This window comes from Deinococcus piscis, from assembly GCF_014653275.1.
GTDB lineage: Bacteria > Deinococcota > Deinococci > Deinococcales > Deinococcaceae > Deinococcus > Deinococcus piscis.
In genome coordinates this window covers 24,925-47,142 of record NZ_BNAL01000024.1, presented here as the reverse complement: position 1 = coordinate 47,142, position 22,218 = coordinate 24,925, and the positions used below count along the sequence as shown (strand labels likewise).

Annotated in this window: 20 protein-coding genes; 7 read left to right on the top strand and 13 right to left on the bottom strand. The window is 62.7% G+C overall.

Annotation, left to right across the window (positions count from 1 at the left end; all coding sequences use genetic code 11):
• Positions 1-181 precede the first annotated feature (181 nt).
• The 3 genes from IE158_RS09640 to IE158_RS09630 all read right to left on the bottom strand — a co-directional run bounded on the left by IE158_RS09640 (position 182) and on the right by IE158_RS09630 (position 2,191).
• Entirely contained in the window at positions 182-643 is a 462-nt protein-coding gene (locus IE158_RS09640; RefSeq protein WP_189643471.1) for a YbjN domain-containing protein, read from the bottom strand.
• 82 nt (positions 644-725) lie between these two features.
• Positions 726-1,142, bottom strand: a complete 417-nt coding sequence (locus IE158_RS13740; protein WP_308430684.1) for a septal ring lytic transglycosylase RlpA family protein — start codon at positions 1,140-1,142, stop codon at positions 726-728.
• Positions 1,139-2,191: a M24 family metallopeptidase gene (locus IE158_RS09630; RefSeq protein WP_189643469.1), complete on the bottom strand. Its 1,053-nt coding sequence runs from the start codon at positions 2,189-2,191 to the stop codon at positions 1,139-1,141. Before IE158_RS09630 ends, IE158_RS13740 begins: the two co-directional genes overlap by 4 nt.
• 115 nt (positions 2,192-2,306) lie before the next feature.
• On the opposite strand from IE158_RS09630, the gene sucC reads away from it, so the two are divergent.
• The 3 genes from sucC to IE158_RS09615 all read left to right on the top strand — a co-directional run bounded on the left by sucC (position 2,307) and on the right by IE158_RS09615 (position 5,070).
• On the top strand, positions 2,307-3,467 hold the full coding sequence (gene sucC, locus IE158_RS09625) for an ADP-forming succinate--CoA ligase subunit beta (protein ID WP_189643468.1): 1,161 nt from the start codon (positions 2,307-2,309) through the stop codon (positions 3,465-3,467).
• On the top strand, positions 3,467-4,372 hold the full coding sequence (gene sucD, locus IE158_RS09620) for a succinate--CoA ligase subunit alpha (RefSeq protein WP_189643467.1): 906 nt from the start codon (positions 3,467-3,469) through the stop codon (positions 4,370-4,372). Before sucC ends, sucD begins: the two co-directional genes overlap by 1 nt.
• Before the next feature lie 131 nt (positions 4,373-4,503).
• Positions 4,504-5,070, top strand: a complete 567-nt coding sequence (locus tag IE158_RS09615) for a hypothetical protein (protein WP_189643465.1) — start codon at positions 4,504-4,506, stop codon at positions 5,068-5,070.
• Here IE158_RS09615 and bshA read toward each other — a convergent pair.
• The 5 genes from bshA to IE158_RS09590 all read right to left on the bottom strand — a co-directional run bounded on the left by bshA (position 5,060) and on the right by IE158_RS09590 (position 12,158).
• A complete protein-coding gene (gene bshA, locus IE158_RS09610; RefSeq protein ID WP_189643464.1) occupies positions 5,060-6,202 on the bottom strand; it encodes an N-acetyl-alpha-D-glucosaminyl L-malate synthase BshA in 1,143 nt (380 codons plus the stop codon). The genes IE158_RS09615 and bshA overlap by 11 nt on opposite strands.
• A 321-nt stretch (positions 6,203-6,523) precedes the next feature.
• The gene (uvrC, locus tag IE158_RS09605; protein ID WP_189643462.1) at positions 6,524-8,353 is read right to left on the bottom strand and encodes an excinuclease ABC subunit UvrC; all 1,830 of its coding nucleotides are present in this window, start codon (positions 8,351-8,353) and stop codon (positions 6,524-6,526) included.
• Between the two features lie 363 nt (positions 8,354-8,716).
• Positions 8,717-10,444, bottom strand: a complete 1,728-nt coding sequence (gene aspS / locus IE158_RS09600; RefSeq protein WP_189643460.1) for an aspartate--tRNA ligase — start codon at positions 10,442-10,444, stop codon at positions 8,717-8,719.
• Positions 10,441-11,730 carry a histidine--tRNA ligase gene (hisS, locus tag IE158_RS09595; RefSeq protein WP_189643458.1) on the bottom strand — a complete coding sequence of 430 codons (1,290 nt, stop codon included), beginning with the start codon at positions 11,728-11,730 and terminating at the stop codon, positions 10,441-10,443. The genes aspS and hisS overlap by 4 nt, the downstream gene beginning before the upstream one ends.
• Positions 11,731-11,792: 62 nt before the next feature.
• Entirely contained in the window at positions 11,793-12,158 is a 366-nt protein-coding gene (locus IE158_RS09590) for an IPT/TIG domain-containing protein (RefSeq protein ID WP_189643456.1), read from the bottom strand.
• Positions 12,159-12,194: 36 nt separating this feature from the next.
• On the opposite strand from IE158_RS09590, the gene IE158_RS09585 reads away from it, so the two are divergent.
• A complete protein-coding gene (locus tag IE158_RS09585; RefSeq protein WP_189643455.1) occupies positions 12,195-13,199 on the top strand; it encodes a diacylglycerol/lipid kinase family protein in 1,005 nt (334 codons plus the stop codon).
• A gap of 563 nt (positions 13,200-13,762) precedes the next feature.
• Here IE158_RS09585 and IE158_RS09580 read toward each other — a convergent pair.
• Both IE158_RS09580 and lnt read right to left on the bottom strand, forming a co-directional pair.
• On the bottom strand, positions 13,763-14,998 hold the full coding sequence (locus IE158_RS09580; protein ID WP_189643453.1) for an MFS transporter: 1,236 nt from the start codon (positions 14,996-14,998) through the stop codon (positions 13,763-13,765).
• A gap of 38 nt (positions 14,999-15,036) precedes the next feature.
• Positions 15,037-16,473: an apolipoprotein N-acyltransferase gene (lnt, locus tag IE158_RS09575; protein ID WP_229839037.1), complete on the bottom strand. Its 1,437-nt coding sequence runs from the start codon at positions 16,471-16,473 to the stop codon at positions 15,037-15,039.
• A gap of 52 nt (positions 16,474-16,525) precedes the next feature.
• Here lnt and IE158_RS09570 point away from each other — a divergent pair, with 52 nt between their 5' ends.
• Genes IE158_RS09570 through IE158_RS09560 form a run of 3 tightly spaced genes read left to right on the top strand, consistent with a single transcriptional unit; the run spans position 16,526 to position 19,002 of the window.
• Positions 16,526-17,230: a metallophosphoesterase family protein gene (locus IE158_RS09570; protein WP_189643451.1), complete on the top strand. Its 705-nt coding sequence runs from the start codon at positions 16,526-16,528 to the stop codon at positions 17,228-17,230.
• On the top strand, positions 17,230-17,982 hold the full coding sequence (locus IE158_RS09565) for a C40 family peptidase (protein WP_268248070.1): 753 nt from the start codon (positions 17,230-17,232) through the stop codon (positions 17,980-17,982). Before IE158_RS09570 ends, IE158_RS09565 begins: the two co-directional genes overlap by 1 nt.
• Positions 17,983-17,985: 3 nt before the next feature.
• Entirely contained in the window at positions 17,986-19,002 is a 1,017-nt protein-coding gene (locus IE158_RS09560) for a dipeptide epimerase (RefSeq protein ID WP_189643447.1), read from the top strand.
• A 153-nt stretch (positions 19,003-19,155) separates the two neighbouring features.
• Here the strand turns inward: IE158_RS09560 and IE158_RS09555 are convergent, their stop codons facing one another.
• The 3 genes from IE158_RS09555 to fsa are packed head-to-tail and all read right to left on the bottom strand — an operon-like array spanning position 19,156 to position 21,834.
• The gene (locus IE158_RS09555) at positions 19,156-19,917 is read right to left on the bottom strand and encodes an alpha/beta fold hydrolase (protein WP_189643446.1); all 762 of its coding nucleotides are present in this window, start codon (positions 19,915-19,917) and stop codon (positions 19,156-19,158) included.
• The gene (gene rho / locus IE158_RS09550; RefSeq protein ID WP_189643445.1) at positions 19,910-21,172 is read right to left on the bottom strand and encodes a transcription termination factor Rho; all 1,263 of its coding nucleotides are present in this window, start codon (positions 21,170-21,172) and stop codon (positions 19,910-19,912) included. Before rho ends, IE158_RS09555 begins: the two co-directional genes overlap by 8 nt.
• Positions 21,169-21,834 (bottom strand): fructose-6-phosphate aldolase, encoded by a 666-nt coding sequence (gene fsa / locus IE158_RS09545; RefSeq protein ID WP_189643443.1) that lies wholly within the window; start codon positions 21,832-21,834, stop codon positions 21,169-21,171. The genes rho and fsa overlap by 4 nt, the downstream gene beginning before the upstream one ends.
• Positions 21,835-22,218 lie beyond the last annotated feature (384 nt).

The window sequence follows — 22,218 nt, the reverse complement described above, 5'->3', positions numbered from 1 at the left end:
CCACACAAGACATTTCCGCCTGGATGACCCACGCCTATCCTGGAATGTTCTTATGTCAAATGCTCTAATTTTTTTGAATACGATTTCATATTCAAATTACAAAAGTAAAGTTGCCAAACCCAAGTAAACAGACCAAAAACAAGGCGACCTCGCGGCCGCCAAGATGAGAAAAATTAGAAAATCAGGCCTGAGGCTGCACAGGCTGAAGCTGCACGCCTTCCAGGGCAGCGTAGTCATCCTGGAAGTGCATCAGCACGCCGCCGAACAGCGTGTCGAAAGTTTCCTGAGGCATTTCAGCCAGGGTAGGGTAGAAGCCCACATATTCCAGCCACACATTGCCCTGAGCATCCACCGAGCGGCTGAACGCACGCTCACGGTTACGTGCGTTCAGCATCTCCATCACTTCCTGCATGCGGCCTTCGTAGGTTTTCTGGGTCACGCAGGTGATTTCCAGGCGGCTGGTGTTCTGAGGACCGTCGTTCACAGATACCAGCACGGCAGCGTCACCCATCTCAAAGCGCCAGCCCATGCGGATAAAGCGCTGGCCGGTTTCAGGGTTCTGGTCCATTTCCAGCTGAACATCGCGTTCTTTGAGGTAGTTGGCGAGGGTGTCCAGCGTCAGCAGAGCAGTGTCAGTCGTCATAAGTGTTCCTCCTTAGGAAACGGCGGCCCACCAGGGCCACCACTGTGGTCAAACCTGAACCATCCTAACATCCAGCCCCAGTTCAGGGCCGGGAAATAATGGTGATCGTCACCGGCGCGACGCCTTCGCGGAGAATACCCAGCTCCTGCGCTGCCGCCCTGGACAGGTCAATAATGCGCCCACCCCCATTGAAAGGGCCACGGTCATTAATCTTGACCTTTACGCTGCGGCCTGTGCGGGTATGGGTCACACGCACCCAGGTCCCAAAAGGCAAGGTGAGATGAGCGGCGGTCATGGTCGTCTGTGGGTCGCGCCGACCACCGTAATACACCGCCATACCACGCTGATAAATCCCCGAACCCTGAGCGACTTCCAGCGCAGACGGAGCAGCAGCCGTCAGCGCCAGGGCAGGACCCAACGCACAGGACACCATCAACAAGCCGACCAACCAGCGAGAACCCCGCTTCAGAGCGCCTTCTTTCACGGCATATCCTTTCATAGCGTCTCCTTGGGCGAGTGACTCAGCACTTCGTAGCCGTCCTCGGTGACCAGCACCAGGTCTTCAATTCGCACGCCGCCCAGACCCGGCAAGTACGCCCCAGGCTCAATGGTGATCACCATGCCCGGCTTCAGCACGTCCTCACTGCCCTGGGCCAGACGCGGCCCTTCGTGGACTACCAAGCCCACACCATGCCCAAGCGAGTGCGCGAACGCCTCCGCCAAACCATGCCCAGCCAGAATGTCGCGGGCCACCGCGTCCAGCTCAGCGGCTTTAAGGCCGGGGCGCACCGCCCGCACTGCGGCTTCTTCAGCTTCCAGCACCGCACTGTAGATGCGCCGCAGCTCATCTGAAGGCTGCCCCACCGCCACGGTGCGGGTCATATCGGAGTTGTAGCCATTCAAGTTGGCCCCAAAATCCACCGTGACCAGATCGCCGTCTTCGATCACCTTGTCACTGGCCGTGCCGTGGGGGAGAGCGCCGCGTACCCCGCTGGCCACAATCACATCAAAAGCAGGAGTAGCCCCGGCCTGCCGCAGCCCCTGCTCCAGCGCAATGGCGATGTCCAGCTCGCGCACACCTGCCTGAATTTGCGGACGCACCTCAGCGAAGACACGGTCTGCTAGGTCCTGCGCGGCCCGAATCCCTGCCAGTTCATCCTCAGCTTTGTGCAGCCGCAATTCCTCAACCAAGCCCTCCACCGGATGAAACTGGACCTGCCAGCGCTCCCTCAGGCGTTCCAGGGCACTCACGGTCAGATGCGCGCCCTCTATGCCAAGCTTCATTCCGGCCACTGTGCCCGCCGCACCCTCCACCGCCTCCATAGGTCGGGCGATCACGACCTCAATCCCAGGCAGGGCGTCTTCCTGGGCCTGCACCGTGTAGCGCCCATCGGTGTACAGCACCGCCGCGCCCGGCGTGACGAGCAGCCGGCCGTCATCTGGATGGGTAAAGCCGCTCAGATACCGGACGTTGGCCGGGTCCGACACCCACAGGGCCTGAAGGCCCCGGCGCGCCAGAGCCGCTCTCACCTGTTCGATTTTTTCCATTTCCCCACGCTAGCACGCCACTTTGTCCCCAGTCTGGGAACAGGGGCAGCGGCGGAAATGAGCGGCTATACTCAGGAATCGGGACACCCAAACTATTTCCCATAGGAGGAACACCGTGAAGTTACACGAGTATCAGGGCAAGGAAATCCTGCGTGATTTCGGCGTCAACGTGCAGGAAGGCAAAGTCGCTCACACCCCCGAGGAAGTGAAAGCCATCGCTGAAGAGTACGGCCAGCCGGTCGTGGTCAAGGCGCAGGTACACGTGGGCGGCCGCGGCAAGGCCGGTGGCGTGAAGTTCAGCCCGACCGCCGACAAGGCGCTGGAAAACGGCCAGAACATCCTGGGCATGGACATCAAGGGCCTGACCGTCGAGAAGGTGCTGGTGACCAAAGCTGTGGACATTGACGCCGGCACCGAGTACTACGTCGGGATGATCGTGGACCGCAACGTCCAGAGCTACACCCTGATGGCCTCCGCTGAGGGCGGTATGGAGATCGAGGAAGTGGCCGCCGCCACTCCCGAAAAGATCATCAAGCACCGCGTGGATCCCGTCACCGGCCTGCGTCCCTACGAAGCGCGTGAAGTCGCCATCAAGGCGGGCTTCAAGGGCAACCTGAACAAGATTGCCGACATGATGGTCAAGATGAGCAAGGCTGCACTGGAACGTGACGCCGTGCTGGTCGAGATCAACCCGCTGTTTGTGGGCGCGGATGGCATCCCCCTCGCGCTTGATACCAAGTTCGAGATTGATGACAACGCCATGTACCGCCATCAGGACGTGGCCCACTACCGCGAGCTGTCCGCCGAGCACCCCCTGGAAGTGGAAGCCAGCGAGTACGGCTTTGCTTATGTGAAGCTGGACGACGGCAACGTCGGCGTGCTGGGCAACGGTGCTGGCATCGTGATGACCACCCTGGACGTGGTGAACCGCGCCGGGGCCAAACCCGCCAACTTCCTCGACATCGGCGGTGGTGCCAAGGCCGACGTGGTGTACAACGCCGTCAAGCTGGTCAGCAAAGACCCCGACGTCAAGGCCATCTTCATCAACATCTTCGGTGGCATCACCCGCGCTGACGAAGTCGCCAAAGGCGTGATTCAGGCGCTGGACGAAGGCATCCTGACCAAGCCCGTGCGTATGCGTATCGCCGGGACCGCCGAGGATGAAGCCAAGGCGCTGCTGAACGAGAAGAACAGCGACCTGATCAAGATGTACCCCACCATGTTCGAAGCTGCTGAAGAAGCGGCCAAAGAAGCCAACGCACTGGGAGGCAAGTAATGGGAATCCTGGTTAACAAGGACAGCAAAGTCATCGTGCAGGGCATGACTGGTTCCGAAGGGGCCAAGCACAGCCGCGCGATGAAGGAATTCGGCACCCAGGTCGTGGCGGGCGTGACCCCCGGCAAGGGCGGTCAGGACTTTGAAGGCTGGCCCATCTACAACTCGGTGGCCGAAGCCAAAGAGAAGCACGGTGCCAACGTGAGCATCATCTTCGTGCCCCCCGCCGGGGCCGCCGACGCTGTGCTGGAAGCCGCCCACGCCGGTATGCCCCTGATTGTCCTGATCACCGAGGGCGTGCCCACCGTGGACATGATGCGGGCCGTGCAGGAAGTCAAGGCACTGGACGCCGAAAGCCGCGCGGGTGGCGGTGAAGGCATCCGCCTGATCGGCGGCAACTGCCCCGGTCTGGTCACCAACGGTGAAGCCAAAGTGGGTATCATGCCCAACCGCATCTACACCAACCCTGGCCGCATCGGTCTGATTAGCCGCTCGGGCACGCTGACCTATGAAGCCGCCAAGCTGCTGAACGACGCGGGCATGGGCACCTCTACCACCGTGGGCATCGGCGGTGACCCTGTGATCGGCACGACCTTCGCCGACGTGCTCCCCATGTTCGAGGCCGACCCGGACACCGACGCCGTCGTGGTCATCGGTGAAATCGGTGGCGCCGACGAAGAAGCCGCCGCCGAATACATCAAGAACAACATGAAAAAGCCCGTTGTGGCTTTCATCTCTGGCCGCTCGGCCCCTGCGGGCAAGCGCATGGGGCACGCTGGAGCCATCATCATGGGTGACGTGGGCACCCCCGAAAGCAAGCTGGCCGCGTTCAAAGCCGCGAACGTGCCTGTGGCCGACACCATGCCCGAAATCGTGGAACTGGTCAAAGCTGCGCTGAGCAAATAAGCCGGAAGTCCAGAAGTGAGGATCGGCGGGCCCCGAGCGGGCCCCCTTTCTTTTTGACAGCCTTTTCTGGAGGATCAACAGTCTCAAGACTCAATCAGGCACCTGAGCACTTCTCATGTTAGATTCATGCCATGAAGGCCCTGAAAACTGTTCTTCCTGCGCTGGTTGCTCTGCTGCTGGGTGCAGCGCAGTCGGCTCCGCTGGTGCTTCAGGGCCAGCTGCGGGGCGAAGTGCCCCCGGACCTGAGCGTGGGCATCTGGACGGTGGGCACCGCTGGGCAGCCTCAGCAACTGCTGGGCACGGCCCCCGCTCCCGAGGGCCGCTGGCGGATCACGCTGGAGCAGCCGCCAAGCAGCACGCCTGAACTGCAAGGTGCGGCGCTGCACTGGCCAGGCGTGCTGCCCCCGGTGCAGGTTTCGGTGCCCAGTCAGGGGCAGGAGCTGCGGGCTTATGCGTTTGTGGACCGTGATCGCAACGGGCAGCCTGGTGCCGGGGAACCGCTGCGTGAGGTGCGGCTCCGTGACGGCAGTCAGTCCCTGTTCCTGGTCTGGGTGGATCGTGCCGTACAGGTCAGCGCGGCCCACGGGTATCAGCTGCAGTTGCAGCCAGGCTGGAATGCGCTAGGGCTACACTTGGGAAAAAGTGTGCAGCTGCGCCCCTACAGCGGTCAGCCGCTGGACGCGCGGCTTAGCCCTTAGCGTGCTCTAGCGTTCTGCGGTATGCCGCGAGGTACTGCGGCACGATACGGGAAGGATGGAATTCCTCTATGGCCCGCTTCCGGGCGGCCTGGCCCATCCGCACCCGTACCGAGCGGTCACGCAGGATGTCCAGCGCAGCCTGCGTCAGGCCGTCCACATCGCCCACAGCCGCCAGCAGGCCACTGACCCCATGCTCGACCACCTCAGGAATGCCCCCAGCACGGGTCGCCACCACCGGCACCTCGCAGCTCATGGCTTCCAGAGCGCTCAGGCCAAAGCTCTCCTTGCTGCTGGGCAGCAAAAACAGGTCGCTGAGGCCCAGCACCGTCTGCACATCTGGAAAGGACCCCAAAAAGGTGACCCGGTCAGCGATGCCCAGCCGCTGTGCTCGCTCGAGCGCTGGGGCACGCTCAGGACCATCACCGACCATCAGCAGGCGGGCGGGAAGTTCGGAGGCCACACCGGCAAAAGTATCGATCACGTCACCAACGCGCTTGACCGGGCGGAAATTGCTCACATGAATCAGCAGGGCTTCTTCTTCCTGAGCGAACTGTGCCCGCATGGCCGGATCATAGATGGGGCGGAAGCGCTCGGCATCCACAAAGTTGTAAATCACTTCTATCTCGCGGTCCGTGCGGAAGACTTCGCGGGTCTGCTCGGCCAGGAAGCGCGACACCGCTGTGACATGGTGTGAGCGCTCAATGGCGTGGCGTGTGGTGTGAAAAAAGGCAGGCTCTGCTCCTACCAGGGTCACATCGGTGCCATGCAGGGTCGTCACCACTGGAGCGCGGCCCGTGATGGCGTGGGCATGCAGCGCCGCTGTGGCATGCGGAATGGCGTAGTGGGCGTGGGTCAACTGAACGCCCTGTTCCAGAATCACTTCAGAGAGGGTGTTGGCCGCGGACAGCTCTGGATAAGGCTGATCAAACAGCGCATAGGCAAAGGAGCCAATCTGGTGAAAGTAAGGACCGTGGATGGCGCAGTGTTGGGCCAGCCGGAACGGCACCGACGGCCCCACGAAATGCACAGCGTGGCCCTGTGCCGCCACCAGCAACCCCAGTTCGGTGGCCACCACCCCGGAGCCACCTGCCCCGGTATGGCACAGCACGGCAATATTGAGTGCAGAAGTCATGCTCAGAGTGTAGGGCAGAGAAAAGCAGCCCCGCTATCTTCGTTCACAGGCAGCAGGGCCAAAGCTCCAGCACCGAAGTCATCACGGCCACTCCGAACCACCCCTTCTATCTGGAAGCGCAGGTGGAGACTAACCATCCAATGAAACGCTTTCGAAGGTAAGCAGGTCTTCTGCAACGAAGAAAGCGTTCGGTGGCAGGTGATAACCCTGGGCTTCCTCAGCCTGGGCCAAGGCTTGCAAGGTGGCCTGCACCTCCAGCGGTCACGCACCGCATACACCCGCCCCCACGCCCGCTCAGGACGCAGCCCCAACTCAACAAGGCTAAACCCGCGTCTGCAAAAAGTCCTTGACCGCCTGCGCCGCCTTGAGGCCCATCCCCGGCACCGCGGCGATTTCACGGACATCCGCAGCCTTGAGTTCTTCCAAGCTGGTGAAATGCTCCAGCAGGGTGTCCCGCCGCTTGGGGCCGATGCCAGGCAGGTCATCAAAGATACTGGCGGTCATCGCCTGGCCGCGCAGCTTGCGGTTGTAGCTCACGGCGTAGTGGTGGACCTCGTCGCGGGCGTGGATCAGCACCCGCAGCGCTGGGTGGGTGTGCGGCAGCAGCAGCTCTTTGCCGTCGCCCACCACGGTGCCGCCCGTCAGCCACCACTGGGCACCGTAGGGACTGGGCAACACGATGATTTCCTCACGCTTGGCGAGGCCCACCACCGGCACCTGCACGCCCGCTTCCTTGAGCGCGTCCAGTGCAGCGTTCACCTGGCCGCGTCCACCGTCAATCAGCAGCAGGTCGGGCAGCGGCAACTTGTCACTCAGACTGCCCGTAAAGCGCCGGAAGATGGTCTGGCGCATGGCGGCGTAGTCGTCGGGATGGTCCAGGCCACGCACTTTGAAGCGGCGGTACTCGCTCTTGCGGGCGCGGCCCCCTTCCAGCACAATCATCCCGGAAACGATGTGCGTGCCGAACAGGTTGGAGTTGTCGTAGCCCTCAATGCGCCAGGGCCGGTCCGGCAAGGCCAACACCTCGCGCAGGGCGTCCAGGCCGGGGTGATCGCCACGCCGCTCCAGCACGGCCAGCTCGGACTCCAGGCCATGCCCTGCGTTGCGCTGTGCCATCTCGACCAGGTCCACCTTGTCGCCGCGCTGGGGCAGGCGCACGCTCACCCGGTGCCCGGCCCGCTCCGAGAGGAACTCGGCCCACAATGACATATCTTCCAGCTCGGCAGGCAGCAGCACCAGCGGCGGCAGGTGGGTGGCCTGGGTGTAGTAGTCCTGCATAAACGCGGTCAGGATTTCGCCGGGGGTGCTGGCTTCACCGGCGCTCAAAAAGCGCTTGTCACGGCTGACCACCCGCCCGCCGCGCATGCGGAACAGCTGCACCATCGCGTATTCCCCCGCCTGCGCCACACCCAAAAAGTCCAGGTCGCTCTCGTCGCTGATAAAGGCGTGCTGCTCGTTGCCGAACAGCTTTTCCACTGCCGCGACGCGGTCACGCAGCCGAGCGGCCATCTCGAAGTCCTGCCTCTGGGCGGCGTCTTTCATCTCTTCACGCAGCCGCTTGACAACTGGTCCGGCGCGGCCTTCGAGCAGCGCCTTGACGTCGTCCACCACCTGCGCGTAGGCGATGGGGTCGGCTGCCTGGATGCAGGGGGCCAGGCAGCGGCCCATGTGGTAGTTCAGGCAGGGACGGGGCTTAAGCTTCATCGGCAGGCCCGAGTTCTTGCGCAGCGGAAACATGGTGTCGATCAAGTGCTTGACCCGCCGCACTGCGGAGGCGTCCGGGTATGGGCCATAGTAGCTGGCGCCATCGCTGAGCACCTTGCGCGTCACGATTAGCATCGGAAACGCTTCGTTGGTCAGCTTGAGAAAAGGGTAGTGCTTGCCGTCTTTGAGCAGCACGTTGTAGTGCGGGCGGTGCTGCTTGATCAGGTTGGCTTCCAGCACCAGCGCTTCGACTTCGTTCCGGGTGGTAATGAATTCCAATTCGTCGGCCAGCGCCGTAAACTTGCCGCTCTTGCCGCCCGCTTTGAAGTGCTGCATCACCCGCCCGCGCAGGTTGTTGGCCTTGCCGATATAAATCGGCGTGCCCCCCTTGCGGAAGATGTACACGCCGGAGGTGACAGGAAGAACGGGGAGATCGGCTATCTGCACGTCAGGCAGTCTAACTGCTGGTTGCAGCCAGCTTTGTGGCGACCAGCAGCAGGGATAGACCAAACATTCACAAGCAAAGATATTGGAAATTTATTTCACTTAGTTGTCGGTTATCTCTGACTGCCCTTGCTACTTTTCAGAAAAGGGGACTCCAGCAGGCGCAAGCATAGAGCCTCAGCAGACAACCCATTACCCGGTGGACGGGACCAATTACGGCGCTGCCCAAGCTACATCGCTTTGCCGGGGCTCCAGTTGGGGAAGGATAATCTATATAAAATAAAATCTTCACAACTTTTAGAATAAAATCTTTATTTCACAAATCATGCCAGTAAGAAGCCCCACCCACCGGGGCAGGGCCACTGCTTACTCCTGAACTTTCAGGCCCAACTCCTCCAGCTGCCCGTCTGCTACCGGCGAAGGCGCACCCGCCATCAGGTCCTGCCCACGGTTGTTCTTGGGAAAGGCAATCACGTCTCGGATGCTGGGCGCGCCGCTAAGCACCATCACCAAGCGGTCAAAGCCCCAGGCCGCGCCGCCGTGTGGGGGGGTGCCGTAGTCCAGCGCTTCAAGGAAGAAGCCGAACTTTTCCTGCGCTTCTGCGTCGCTCAGGCCGATGGCCCGGAACATCTGGCGCTGCGTTTCAGGATTGTGAATCCGCACGCTGCCGCCGCCGATCTCGAAGCCGTTCATCACCAGATCGTAGGCCTGAGCGCGGATTTCGTGCTGTCGCTCAGTGCCGAACAGCGCCGCGTCTTCGGGGTGTGGGGAGGTGAAGGGGTGGTGCATGTAGGTCCAGGTGCCGGATTCTGCGTCATAGTCCAGCTGCGGGAAGTCGGTCACCCACAGCGGCGCGAACTCGGGGCCGCCTGCCGTCCAGTCGAACAGGTCGCGCAGGCTGAGGCGCACCGCGCCCAACGCCTCTACAGCTGTGCGCCATGCCCCCGCCGTAAAGAGCAGCGTGCCCCCGTCCTCGACGCCGGTGCGCTCCAGTAACTGCGGCGTGATGCCCGTCACGAACTTGGAAATGCCGCCGGTAAAGCTGTCACCACTGCGCTTGAGCCATGCCAGACCGCCCGCGCCGTTCTGCTTGGCGATGCGTTCCAGCTCGTCAATAGTCTTTCGGGTCAGCTCCGGTGCGGCGATGACCTTGACCGCTTCTGCACCGGCAAAGGCCTTGAATTCGCCGCCTGCAAACAGGTCCGTCACGTCGCTGAAGGCATGCTCAAAGCGCAGGTCCGGCTTGTCGGAGCCGTAGCGGTCCATTGCTTCTTGGTAGGTCAGGCGGGGCAGAGGCAGGCTCAGTTCGCGGTCCAGCACGCGGCGGAAGATGTGCTGGAGCAACCGGGAATTCATCTCCAGCACGTCTTCCTGGTCCACAAAGCTCATTTCCAAGTCCAGCTGGGTAAAGTCGGGCTGCCGGTCCGAGCGCAGGTCCTCGTCACGGAAGCAGCGCGCCATCTGGTAGTAGCGGTCATAGCCCGCCATCATCAGCATTTGTTTGAACAGCTGTGGGCTTTGCGGCAGCGCGTAGAACTCGCCCGCGTTCAGGCGGCTGGGCACCAGAAAGTCCCGTGCCCCCTCGGGCGTGGAGCGCGTCAGCATCGGCGTTTCTACATTGATAAAGCCTTCGGCTTCCATGAATTCGGTAATCGCCGCCCAGGTACGTGAGCGCAGCATCAAATTGCGCTGCATCTCCGGCCTGCGCAGGTCAAGGTAGCGGTAGCGCAGCCGCACGTCCTCGGAGACGTCGCCGCCTTTGTCCAGCTCAAACGGCGGCGTCTTGGCGCGGTTGAGAATCTGCACCCCAGCAGCCAGCACCTCGTAGTCAGCCAGGCCACCCTTACGCTGCTCTTCCGGGCGCTGCGAGAAGGTGCCAGTGACTTCGGCCACATACTCGGCGCGCAGCTCGCCGGCCTGGGCGAATGCTTCAGTCTGCTCCGGGTCCACCTGCACCTGCACGGTGCCGGAGCGGTCACGCAGCTCAAAGAAAATCATTCCGCCCAGGTCGCGGCGGCGGGTGACCCAGCCCTGCAAGGTCACGGGGCCCAGGTGGGTGGCGTTCAGTTCGCCGATGAGTGCGGTTCTTTTCATGCGTTCTCCTTGAGGAAGGTGTTCAGTTCGTCAAAAGGCACGGCCACCTGCTCGCCGCTGCCCAGGTGCTTGAGGGTGAGCTGACGCTGCGCAGCCTCGTTGCTGCCGATCACGGCGGCCCAGGTCGCCCCCTTCTTGTCCGCTTCCTTGAATGCCTGCCCTGCGCCGCGCTTGCGGTAGCTGAAATCAGCTCCAGCGACTGCGCGGGCCTGCCGGGTCAGTGCTGCGGCCAAAGGGATGTAGTCCCCATCCAGTGCCGCCAGATAAAGGGCAGGACTGGGCCCCTGCGGAAAAGGGACACCCTCATCCGCCATGGCCAGCAGGATGCGCTCAATGCCAAACGCCCAGCCGATGCCGGGCACCTCTTCCTTGGCTCCCAGTTCCTGCGCCAGTCCGTCGTAGCGGCCCCCACCGCCCAGCGCCGACTTGGCCCCGATGCCCGCGTGGTGCAGTTCCCAGGCGGTGCGGCGGTAGTAGTCCAAGCCCCGCACAATGCTTGGGTCAATCTCAAAGGGCACGCCCCAGGCCTGCAGGTGGCCCTGCACTGCCCCGAAGTGATCGCGGGCTTCGGCTCCCAAGAAGTCCAGCATGGGCTTTACATTCAGCTCTGCAATGATGGCCTGATCCGTCTCACTCTTGGAATCCAGAATCCGCATCGGATTGCGGCTCAGGCGGTCTTTGGAGTCCTCGGAGAGTTCGGCCAGACGCGGCGTAAACAGCCCGCGCAGGTAGTCGTTGTATGCAGCGCGGTCCTCCGGATCACCGATAGATCCGAGCTGAATGCTGACGCCTTTCAGGCCCAGTGTGGTCACAATGTCCCACATCAGCGCAATGGCTTCGGCGTCGGCCAGCGGGTCCGTGCTGCCCAGACACTCGTAATCCACCTGATGAAACTGGCGCAGGCGGCCCTTTTGCACGTTCTCAGCGCGGAACATGGGCCCATGTGTCCAGAGCTTCAGGGGACTGCCCAGCTGCTTGAGACCATTTTCCAAGTAGGCCCGCACCACCGGCGCGGTGCCTTCGGGGCGCAGCACGTAGCCGCCGTGGTCCCCGGCGTAATACACGGTGAACATCTCCTTGCGGACGATGTCGGTGCTGCCGCCCACGCCACGCTGCACCAGTTCGGCCTCCTCAAAGATAGGAGTGGCGATGAACTGCGCCCCAGCCCGCTCCAATAGCTGTGCAGCGACATGCTGGATATGGGCGTGGGCGGCAGCCTGAATCTCAGGGGTTCCCGGAGTTCCGGGCAGGTGGTCTTTGGTTCCTTTGGGGCGCTGTATAGCCATATGCAGGCGAGTCTACCAACAAAAAAAGGGCCTCCAGCTGGAGACCCTCCCGGCTACCGACGTTACTGGCGCACAGAGTATTGCAGGCCGGTGCTGCGGTGGCCGTCCACTTCCACAAACAGCCAGTGGCCGCCAACGGGAGCATTCTGAGGCACGGTCAGCACAATCTGGCTGTCGGTCCAAGACTGCACCGCTGAAGCAGGAAAGACGTAGCCGCCCTCGCCCTGGCTGTCCGTCAGTCGAACGGTGCCGTTTTGGGCACCGCCCAGGTAGCGACCCTGGATGGTCAGCGTGTCGCCGCGCGCCGCCGCCACCGAAGTCTTAATCAGAACTGGGGTGACAGAAGCCTGCTGAACAGGCGCTTGCTGGGTGGGGGCACAGGCAGCCAGGCTGCCGGCAAAAACTAAAGAAAACAGGACTCGTTTCATGGTGATCTCCTCCGCATTTGCAGTCTAATGAGAGTTATGACATCAGGTCAAACCACCCCCCCCAATATGGCGGCTTCAGGTCAGCGTTCGGCTGGCGCACAGTTCACCGAAACCTTGCTGCAAAAAGGCGTACTGGTTATCTTCAACCCCAAAAGTGGCCAGGGTGACAGCTCACTTCCCGAACTGCTTGACCTGCTGCGCGCTCAGGGCATTCCCCTCACGGAGCGCGCACTGGAAGGGGAGCGCCCCATGCGCGAGTTCATTCATGACCTTGACGAGTACGCGGCAGTCATTGGGGCTGGGGGAGACGGCACCGTCAGCGCTCTGGCCTACGCCATGGCGCAGCGCAGCACCCAGATTCCGCTGCTGGCGTTTCCTGCAGGTACGGCCAACCTGATTGCGCTGAACCTGGATATTCCCGATGAGCCGCAGGCCCTGCTTCAGCTGATGCTTTCTGGACACACTTTTGCCCTGGATCTGGGTGAGCTGGAAACTGGCGACGGTGACCGCAAAGGCTTTGCCATGCTGGCCGGTGCAGGCGCAGATGCCAGCATGATCAAAGAAAGCGAGCCACTCAAGAAGAATTTCGGGACCATGGCCTATGTCATGGCGGCCATGCGCCAGATCAATCCGCCCACCACCACCTTTCACATTGTGGCGGACGGTCAGCCGCGTACCTTTACGGGTATCGGGGTGATGGTGGCCAATCTTGGGATGGCGAACTACCGCATTCCCATCACGGCGGACATCAGCCCGAATGACGGCCAGTTCACGGTCATTCTGCTCAAGGAAGGCAACATCCTGCGCCTGGGCGCCAACTTGCTTGACTCGCTCAAGGCCAAGTTCAAGCTGGGTGATCCCGCATTTAGCGACAACCTAGAAACTTTTACAGCCCGTGAGATTGAAGTCGTGGCGGAGGACCCGTTCCCGCTTCAGTTCGATGGCGAGATTCATGTGGAGACGACGCCGTTCAAAGCCCGCGTGCTGCCTCAAGCAGTGCACTTTTTTACCACCCAGACCGAGAAGGACCTGAACACCTGACGACTGAAGAAACTGGGCCCTACGAAGGTGGGGCCACAGAATGGACGAGAAGGGGCCTGCGCGGGGCGCTGAGGGGTACAGGTAGGGTAGAAAAATGATAGACGTAATCTATTATTTCTTTCCTAAGTCCACTTAGGAAAGAGAGGGCTTCTTCCAACCCTCTGCTGGATTCAGGGCTGAAGAAAATGACCAAGCCGCATAAGATGCTCAAGCTGGTATGGGAATACTGCTCTTTCAGATCAAAGAAGGCTTGACTCCATCTGCGAACCTCCGGAAACTGCCCCGCGACCAGGACTGGCCTACAGCAGCTTGCGTCGCTCCAGCCGATAACCGATCTTCATGCCACACAATCCGCAGTACATAAAAAAGTCGCCCCGAAAGGCGACGCTGAATAAAGAAGTAAATTAAACTGTCAAGTGAAGCCACCTGTGAGGAACTGAGAAACCCTCCCCCCAGAGGGTGCTGCGGCCATCAGGGCCACGGCCTCTCTCAGTGAGGTCCAGTATCAGCACTCCCAACTTGCAATAAAACTGAGGCTTTCAAGTTGATGCCTGGTGCCCAAATCAAGACCCAGAGGGGGCCTGCTGAGCTTGGCGTCCGGCTTGGGACAGGTACAGCCACGCGCAGGTGCTGACGAACATCACCGCTGCTGCGCCGGTCCATAGGGGGCGGCTGCCGTAAGTATCGGCGGCTGGACCCAGCACAATCATTGCCAGGGGCATCCCTGCCTGAGCGGTTGCGGAAATCAGCCCGAACACGCGGCCACGGAACTCCTCGGGAATCAGGGTCTGACCCAGATAGGCGATGGCGGTGTTGGTCAGGGCCACGCCAATGCCCAGAGTGGCGAGGGCCAGGTAAAACAGCGGCAGTGAGGCACTCTGCGCCATCACGGCGAGGCTGGCGCTGCCGCCCAGCAGCCCCAGCGGCAGCGCCAGCTGAGGCTGAAAGCGCTGGCCCAGCGCGGTCACGCCTAGACTTCCCAGCAGCATGCCACCCATGACAGTGCCCAGGGCCACACCATAAAAGCTTTCTGGCAACCCCAGCCCAGCCAGGTGCTCAGGCAGCAGCATCTGCATAGGAGCAAAAGCCACATTGACCACGAACGCCAGCACAGGAATCATCGCAAAGCCGGGGTGACGCTTCAGCACCTGGAGGCCAGCGCGAAATGCTGACCAGAAGCCTTCTTTGACCGGCGCTTTGACCCGCTCAGGTAACTGGACCAGCAGCAAGGCCGCAGCACTGATCAGGAAAGTGGCCGCGTCCAGCACGAGGGTCTGACTTTGCCCCAGCAGCGAGGCCAGTGCCGCTCCCGACAGCAGGCCGACCAGCTGGGCGCCCTGGGTCCCCATCCCCATCAGGCCATTGGCGCGGGCGAGGTTCTCGGGCTGGACGAGCTGGGGCAGCAGCGTGGAGGTGGCCGGAGAGGTAAAAGCTGTGATCAAGCCGCTCAGCAGCACCACGCTATTTAGCCAGAACAGCCCCGCCTGGCCAGTCATCAGGCCCACCGCCAGGCTGAGCACCAGCAGACCACGCAGCACATCTCCGGCAATCAGCAGCGGCCTAACCGGCACCCGGTCCACCACCACCCCAGCAAACGGACTGAGCAGTGCGGGCAACATCCCCAGCGCCAGCGTGAAGCCCATCGCGCTGGCCTGGCCGGTCAAGTTGTAGACCAATACGGCGACCACCACAGCAGTCAGTGCATTGCCGAACACCGACTGTAACCCGGCCAGCCAGTAGACAGTGAAACTGCGGGTCCAGAGCCGGGGAGGAGGTTCTACAAGTGAAGAAAGGGTCATTTTATCACTGTGACGCTCCTCTATTTGGCAATAAAGGGCTATTTTGAAGTTGAGTGTGGTGTGTTATGCCCTCTGGCTGCGCCGGGCCTGAGCCCACTGGCAAGCAGGAGGAGGCCTCCAGCCAGCGTCAACGCGGGCAGGTCGCCCAGTCGGCTGTACAGGGTCTGCCCGCTCAGTCGGCGGTACTCCACCGAGAGACCGCCCTGCCCCGAGCGCAGCACCTGCTGGGGGCGACCCAGGTCATCCACACTGCCGGCCCAGCCGCGCTGCACGGCGCGCAGCACCCAGCGGCGATTCTCGATGGCCCGCACGCGGCCCAGGTCGAAGTGCTGGCGCACCCCAGTGGCAGCGTACCAGGAGTCGTTGCTCACGTTGACCAGTACTTCAGCACCCTGCCGGGTCAGTTGCCGCGCCGGCCACGCAAAGACCGAGTCATAGCAGACATACGCCCCGTAACGAATGCCATTGAGGTCGAGCGGCACCATCTTCTGGGCGGGCTGCACACTGGTGGTCAGATTGAAGCCAGTCAGGGTGCCTAGCACGGTATACAGCGGGCGTAACAGAAACTGAAAAGGAAATGTCTCCCCAAATGGCACCGGCCTTCCCTTGTGGTTCTCCCCCACCACCCGGTTGCGGCTGTCCAGCGCGATGACGGTGTTCAGCCCACCTGAGGAGAGACCTGCACCGCTGATGCCAGGGCCAGGAAAGAGGGCTTCTTCATTCAGGTCGCGCTGCAAGGCCGTCTCTGACCAGATGACCGGCTCGTCCGGGGCGCGCCCAGCACTGGCCTCCAGCAAGCTGGGCAGCAAAGCGCCGCCTTCCAAACGGCTGAACGAGTCCACATCGGTGCGGGTCAAGTAGGCGCGGGCGCTGGGGCCTTCTGCCGGGCTGCGGCTCAGGCCGTAAGCGCTGGCGAGCGCCAGCAAACCCAGACTCAGGGCAAGTGGGCGGCGGTGGCCGCTTTGCCAGTCGGCCAGAGCTGCTGCTACGGTCACCGCCAGCCAGGAAGCCAGCAGCACACCGCCCAGGTCGGCAATCTGAATCAGTGGTGTCTCCAGCCAGACCATGCCCAGCGTGGGCCAGGGAAAGGCCAGCGTGCCCAGGGTCCGCAGGTATTCCAGCAGGACCCAGCCGCCGGCCAGTGCCCACAGTCGGCGGCGTGGTGTGTGGAAGAGTCGCAGGACGGCCCAGCCCAGCGCGGCAAAGAACAGGCCCTCTATGGCGTACAGCACCAGCGCCAGCAAGCCTGCTGGAGCAACGCCAAAGACCTGGGCAGCCAGCACCATCACCCACCACAGGTGAGCGCCCACGTAGCCGAAGGCCCCCCACCCCATCCGGCGGGCAGTGTCGTCCTCAGCGGCGAGGGCCAGCCAGACTGCCAGCGGGAGAACCGCCAGTGGTGCAGCAGGTGTCAGGGTCGCCAGGCCGGTCAGCAGTCCGGCAGTCAGGGTGCGGAGGTGTGGGGAAAGAGGCACCGCTTCATGATAGGGCTGCCTTTCCGGAGCAGGCTGCTAAGATTGACCCAACGTGCGACTGGCTTTTATCAGCGACATTCATGCCAACATCCAGGCCCTTACGGCTGCTGCGCAGTTTCTGGACACCCAGGTGGTGGACCAGGTGGTGGTGGTGGGTGACTTGGTGGGCTACGGAGCCAATCCGGGGCCAGTGATTGATTTTGTGCAGCAGCGCGGCTATCTGGTGTGCTTGGGTTCCAGTGACCTGCGGGTGGCACTGCCACTGGGTGACCGGCAAGGGCGGCACGGGGTGGCCGAGCAGGTGATCAGCTGGACCCGCGAAGTGCTGCTGCCTACGCAGCTCGATTACCTGCGCTCGCTGCCGGTGGGTGGAAGGCTCCGGACTTCCGAGGGACGTATCCGTTTTTTCCATGGCAGCCCGCACGACCCCGAGCAGAAACTGGACCTGGCCGGTTCCGAGGAGAAATTGCAGGTGCTGGCCGCGCAGTTCCCGGCCCGGCTGATTGTGTCGGCTGGCACGCATATTCCCTATTTGCGCCGCGTGGGCGAAGTGACCTTTCTTGATCCCGGTTCAGTGGGGCTGTCGCTGAACCATGAGCCAGGGGCCGATGTGGCGGTGGTGGACTGCGTGCCGGGCGGGTTCCCGGAAGTCACGCTCCACAAGGTGCCATATGACGTGGCTTCGGCGGCGTTCGATGTCCTGGCCTGGGAATTGCCCGCCCAAATTGCCCATGTTCTCAAGACAGGCCACAGCTGATGCGAGCGGTGAGGCAGGCTTTCTTACACCGGGAGCCCAACCCGCAAGCTGAAACCATCTCGGAAGTGTTGCTGGGCGAACAGCTGACCCTGCTGGAACACGTGGGCGAGTGGCAACGGGTGCGTCTGGCTGCGGACGGGTATGAGGGCTGGGCCAGGGCCGCCGCCGTGCAAGTGCCAGCAGGTGGCTGGTCCACGGTCACAGCGCTGCGTGCTCATGTTTACGCAGCGCCCACTGTAGCGGCTCCAGTGCTGGGCCGCCTCAGCTTGGGCAGTCAGGTGCAGCTCTCTGGTGAAGTGGTAGAAGGTGAACCGGGCCGCTTCTGGGAGCGCCTGGCCTGGCCGGAAGGCTGGGTGAGCCGTTCAGCGTTTCGCCCGCTGCCCTCTACGCTGTCCGAGCTGGGGCTGGCATTTCTGGGGACGCCGTACCGCTGGGGTGGCCGTTCGGCGTGGGGGGTGGACTGCTCTGGGCTGATGCAGGTGCTGCACGCGGCGTATGGGACCGTGTTGCCACGCGACTCGGGGCCGCAGCGTCTGGCACTGCCCGCCGCCGAGCGGCCCCAGGCGGGCGACCTGGCCTTTTTTCCCGGCCATGTGGGGTTGATGCTGGATGACCGCCGTGTGCTGAACGCCACTTCTTACCACATGGCTGTGGCCATAGACACGCTAGGCCAAGGCCAATACGGCCAGCTGCTGGAGCGTGACCTGCTTGGCTTTGGCCGTATACAGACAGTGCCCCAGAAAGGAGAGTAAAGAATGATCACCTGGACCCCCTTTGAGTTGCAGACCGCTCAGCCTTTTGGTATTGCCCGCTGGACCCATTCGAGCTATGAGCGGGTGCGGGTGGACTGGACCCTGGACGGCCTCACGGGCCGGGGTGAAGCGGCCCCCAATGCCTTTTATGGTGAAACCGGGGCCACGGTCCCGGCTGTGCTGGAGCGGCTGGTGGCTGTGGCAGGTGATCCCTGGGAATTCCGTACGCTGGCGGCCCGGCTGGACGCGGCGCTTGGACATCATCCGAGTGCCAAGTGCGCCTTAGAAATGGCCGCGCTGGAGGTGTGTGCCCTAAGCGTGGGCCGTCCGGTGCGCGAAGTCCTGGGCCTACCGGGCGGCCCTGTGCCGGAAAGCAGCTTCACCGTCGGTCTGGCCGCCCTGCCGGAAATGGCGGCCCAGGCTGAGGCGGCGGTGGCCCGTGGGCACGGCATTTTGAAGGTGAAACTGGGCACCGCGCAGGATGAGGCCATTTTGGCCGCGCTGCGTGATGTGGCTCCAGCGGTGACTCTACGGGTGGACGCCAACGCCGCCTGGACGCTGACGCGGGCGCGGCGCATGTTGGACGTGCTGGATGAGTACCGCGTGGAATTTCTGGAGCAGCCCCTGCCCGCAGATGATCTCGCTGGACATGCGGCGCTGCGGCGCTCGGCCCGCTTGCCGATCATTGCGGATGAGAGCTTGCACACGGTGGGCAGTGTGCCCGCTTTGGCGGAGGCATTCGATGGCGTGAACCTGAAGCTGGCCAAGTTGGGGGGTCCCCTTCAGGCCTTGCGGGCACTGGAGCTGGCGCGCCTGTATGGCTTGGAAGTCATGATTGGCTGCATGATCGAGTCTTCACTCGGCGTGGCCGCCGCCGCGATGCTGGCCCCGCTGTGTGACTGGGTGGATTTGGACTCTCCCCTGCTGCTGGCGGCTGATCCGGTGGCTGGACTGAAGTGGACAGCTGGACAGCTGGAGCTGCCGCCGGGTCCAGGCTGGGGCGTGGAGTGGGTGGGATAAAAGAGGCCCGCCCAGTCACCTTTTTTTGATTTGATTAGTGAAAATTTTCACGCGCTATGCGATTCTCTCCTTGATTCTGCTTCTTGATTCCTATTCTCTATTTTTATAATTCGCAAAGTAATTTCGCCCGTTCAGCGACCTGATGGCCTAGCTTCAGCAGGCTTGCGAGTCTTCTGTACGCCCAAGACAGTTGAGAAACCCTAACACTTCACGGTTGAAGCGGTCCGGTTGGTCCACCATCACCACGTGTCCGGCGCGGGGAATCTCTACGTACTTGCCATTGGGCAGAGCCTCAGCCAGGGTGCGGCCCAGAGCGGCAGGAACCAGGGCGTCGCGTTCACCCCAGATGACCAGTGTAGGAAGGGCAATGGCGGGCAGCATCTCCCCTGTCGGGTGCCCCAGCAGGTCCAGCGTGGAGCGGACCACATTGAAGGGCCCGGCCCGCAGCGAATCGAACAGCACGGTGGGAATAAAGCTGAAGCGCCCGGTCAGGGCAGCGCGGGGCAGTTGCAGGGCGGCGCGGAACAGATCGGTTTCGAGCAGGCCCGAAGCGCAGGCCAACACCAGCGCCCGCAGCCGTTCAGAGTGGCGCGCAGCCACGATGGTCGAAATCTGCCCCCCCATCGAGTGGCCCAGCAGCGTCACGTCATACAGGTTCTGCGCTTCCAGCCAGGCTCCGATCAGTTCGGCGGAGCCTTCTACCCCAAGGGCGCGGTGACGCCAAGCCGAGCCGTAGCCGGTCAGCTCAATCACGTACACCCGGAAGTGCGCAGCAAAGGCCGGAAGGTTGCGCCGCCACCAACGCCGTGAGCCGCTCAGGCCGTGAATCAGCACCAGTGGCGGCCCGCTGCCGTACTCGCGCCAGTGCAGCACGCCTCCGCCGTGTGCGAAGACCTGTGCGGGAGTCTTAGCCACGGCCCGTCAGCTGCTGGAGAAACTCGGCGTTGTTGCTGGTCTTGCCCATGCGGGCGGTCAGCATTTCCATCGCGTCGGCGGGGTCCATGTCACTAATGACCTTGCGTAGCAGCCAGATTTTTTCGAGCACCGCCCGGTCCAGCAGCAGCTCCTCGCGGCGGGTGCCCGACTTGAGGATATCCAGCGCCGGGAAGATGCGGCGTTCCTCCAGGCGGCGGCTAAGCACCAGCTCGGCATTGCCGGTGCCTTTGAATTCCTCAAAGATCACGTCGTCCATGCGGCTGCCCGTTTCAACCAGCGCCGTTGCCAGGATGGTCAGGCTGCCGCCCTCACGGGTGTTGCGCGCCGCGCCCAGGAACTTCTTGGGCCAGTGCAGGGCGTTGGAATCCAGGCCGCCCGAAAGGGTCCGGCCGGTAGGCGGCGTGACCAGGTTGTTGGCGCGGGCCAGGCGGGTGATTGAGTCCAGCAGAATCACCACATGCCCGCCTTCTTCCACGATGCGGCGGGCCCGCTCATGGACAAACTCGGCCACCCGCACATGGCGCTGCGGCGGCTCGTCGAAGGTGGAGGCGATCACTTCGGCGCCCGCCACACTTTCGCGGAAATCGGTCACTTCCTCGGGGCGCTCGTCCACCAGCAGCACCATCACGTGAATGTCGGGGTAGTTCTTCACGATGGAGTTGGCGATTTTTTTCATCAGGGTGGTCTTGCCGGCTTTGGGCGGGGCCACGATCAGGGCGCGCTGGCCCCGCCCAATCGGCACCAGCAGGTCCACCACACGCAGGCTAATACCGTCGTCCATACCGGGGTCTTCCAGCACCAGCTGCTGATCGGGGAAGGTGGGCGTGAGGTCGTCAAAGCGGGGCCGGTTCTTGGCCGTTTCGGGGTCTACCCCGTTCACCGCCTGGACGTTCAGCAGCGTGGGATAGCGCTCGGTGTCGCGCTGCGGACGCGAGAGACCGATCACCTGGTCGCCGGTTCTGAGTGCAAAGTCCCGGATCAGGCCCGAAGTCACCAGCGCCACCCGGCTGCCTGCGTCCAGCAGATCAGTTTGCAAGAAGCCGTAACCATCTTCCGACACGGTCAGGTAGCCCTCGGCCAACTGCTGTCCGCCCTGGCCCGCCTGAGCTTCAAGCAGTTGCAGGATCAGGGCGTCCTTTTTGAGCTTGCGGTAATCCTGAATGCCGGCCTGCGCGGCCAGGAGATGCAGCTCCGGCAGGATTTTTTCGCGCAGTTCCTGGAAGGTCAATGTCATTCGGCCTGTTTCTCCTGGCGCGTGCCCAGGGTGGCCCAGTCCTTCATAAAGCCGTCAATACCGGCGTCGGTCAGGGGATGGGCGACCATCTGCGTAAAGACCTTATAGGGAATGGTTGCCACGTCTGCGCCGGCCAGAGCCGACTGCACCACATGCTGCGGATGGCGGATGCTGGCCGCCAGCACCTGGGTTTCGATGTCGCCCAGCACGTAGGCTTCCTTGATCTGCCGAATCAGCTCAATGCCGTCCCAGCCAATGTCGTCCACCCGCCCCGCAAAGGGGCTGATGTAGGTCGCACCCGCGCGGGCAGCCAGCAGCGCCTGCGGCACGCTAAAGCACAGGGTCACGTTGGTCTTGATGCCCTCGCCCGTAAGGGTGCGGCAGGCCTGAAGACCGGCGGGCGTCAGTGGCAGCTTGACCACGATGTGCTCGGACCATTTGGCGATGTCGCGGCCCTCGGTGATCATTTCTTCGGCGGTCAGGCCGGTCACCTCGGCGGAGATGGCCCCGCCCACCAGGTCAGCGATTTCGCTCACCACTTCGCGGAAGTCCCGGCCCGACTTGACGATCAGGCTGGGATTGGTGGTCACGCCATCCAGCACGCCCCAGGCGTGGATTTCGCGGATTTCATCCATGACGGCGGTATCAATAAAAAATTTCATAGGTTCTCCTTAGCTTAGGCAGGCCCTGGGTTGACAGGTTGTCGGGGGGATGGGTCTGCGGTCAGTTTACCGCGTCTGCCCGGGCAGGCACCTGGGGCAGATGCCACCTGGACTGCCCCGGAGGCAGGCTCTGCTAGAGTGGGGGCCAAATCAAGGCGAACGTGAGGCCAGTAGCTTCGGAAAAGCGGGGAATGAGCGAGTCAGGGACGGTGCAAGCCTGACACCTACGCCCGAATGTGAAGATCTCCTCCCGCGCCGGCGGAAGAAAGGCCCTGTGGAGCGCCGACTAGACCCGCCCGGTCACCCTCCGTCAGTGGGCTGCAATGAAGGCCCAGGCCAGGGCGAAGTTGGGTGGTACCGCGCCGCAGCAGGCGTCCCAGCACT

Coding starts and splice junctions, on each gene's coding strand:
- sucD (WP_189643467.1), top strand. CDS start 3,467: ATGGGAATCCTGGTTAACAAGGACAGCAAAGTCATCGTGCAGGGCATG.
- IE158_RS09640 (WP_189643471.1), bottom strand. CDS start 643: ATGACGACTGACACTGCTCTGCTGACGCTGGACACCCTCGCCAACTAC.
- IE158_RS09560 (WP_189643447.1), top strand. CDS start 17,986: ATGATCACCTGGACCCCCTTTGAGTTGCAGACCGCTCAGCCTTTTGGT.
- IE158_RS09590 (WP_189643456.1), bottom strand. CDS start 12,158: ATGAAACGAGTCCTGTTTTCTTTAGTTTTTGCCGGCAGCCTGGCTGCC.
- bshA (WP_189643464.1), bottom strand. CDS start 6,202: ATGACTTCTGCACTCAATATTGCCGTGCTGTGCCATACCGGGGCAGGT.
- rho (WP_189643445.1), bottom strand. CDS start 21,172: ATGACATTGACCTTCCAGGAACTGCGCGAAAAAATCCTGCCGGAGCTG.
- aspS (WP_189643460.1), bottom strand. CDS start 10,444: ATGAAAAGAACCGCACTCATCGGCGAACTGAACGCCACCCACCTGGGC.
- IE158_RS09565 (WP_268248070.1), top strand. CDS start 17,230: ATGCGAGCGGTGAGGCAGGCTTTCTTACACCGGGAGCCCAACCCGCAA.
- IE158_RS09615 (WP_189643465.1), top strand. CDS start 4,504: ATGAAGGCCCTGAAAACTGTTCTTCCTGCGCTGGTTGCTCTGCTGCTG.
- IE158_RS09585 (WP_189643455.1), top strand. CDS start 12,195: ATGACATCAGGTCAAACCACCCCCCCCAATATGGCGGCTTCAGGTCAG.
- fsa (WP_189643443.1), bottom strand. CDS start 21,834: ATGAAATTTTTTATTGATACCGCCGTCATGGATGAAATCCGCGAAATC.
- hisS (WP_189643458.1), bottom strand. CDS start 11,730: ATGGCTATACAGCGCCCCAAAGGAACCAAAGACCACCTGCCCGGAACT.
- IE158_RS09580 (WP_189643453.1), bottom strand. CDS start 14,998: ATGACCCTTTCTTCACTTGTAGAACCTCCTCCCCGGCTCTGGACCCGC.
- IE158_RS13740 (WP_308430684.1), bottom strand. CDS start 1,142: ATGAAAGGATATGCCGTGAAAGAAGGCGCTCTGAAGCGGGGTTCTCGC.
- IE158_RS09630 (WP_189643469.1), bottom strand. CDS start 2,191: ATGGAAAAAATCGAACAGGTGAGAGCGGCTCTGGCGCGCCGGGGCCTT.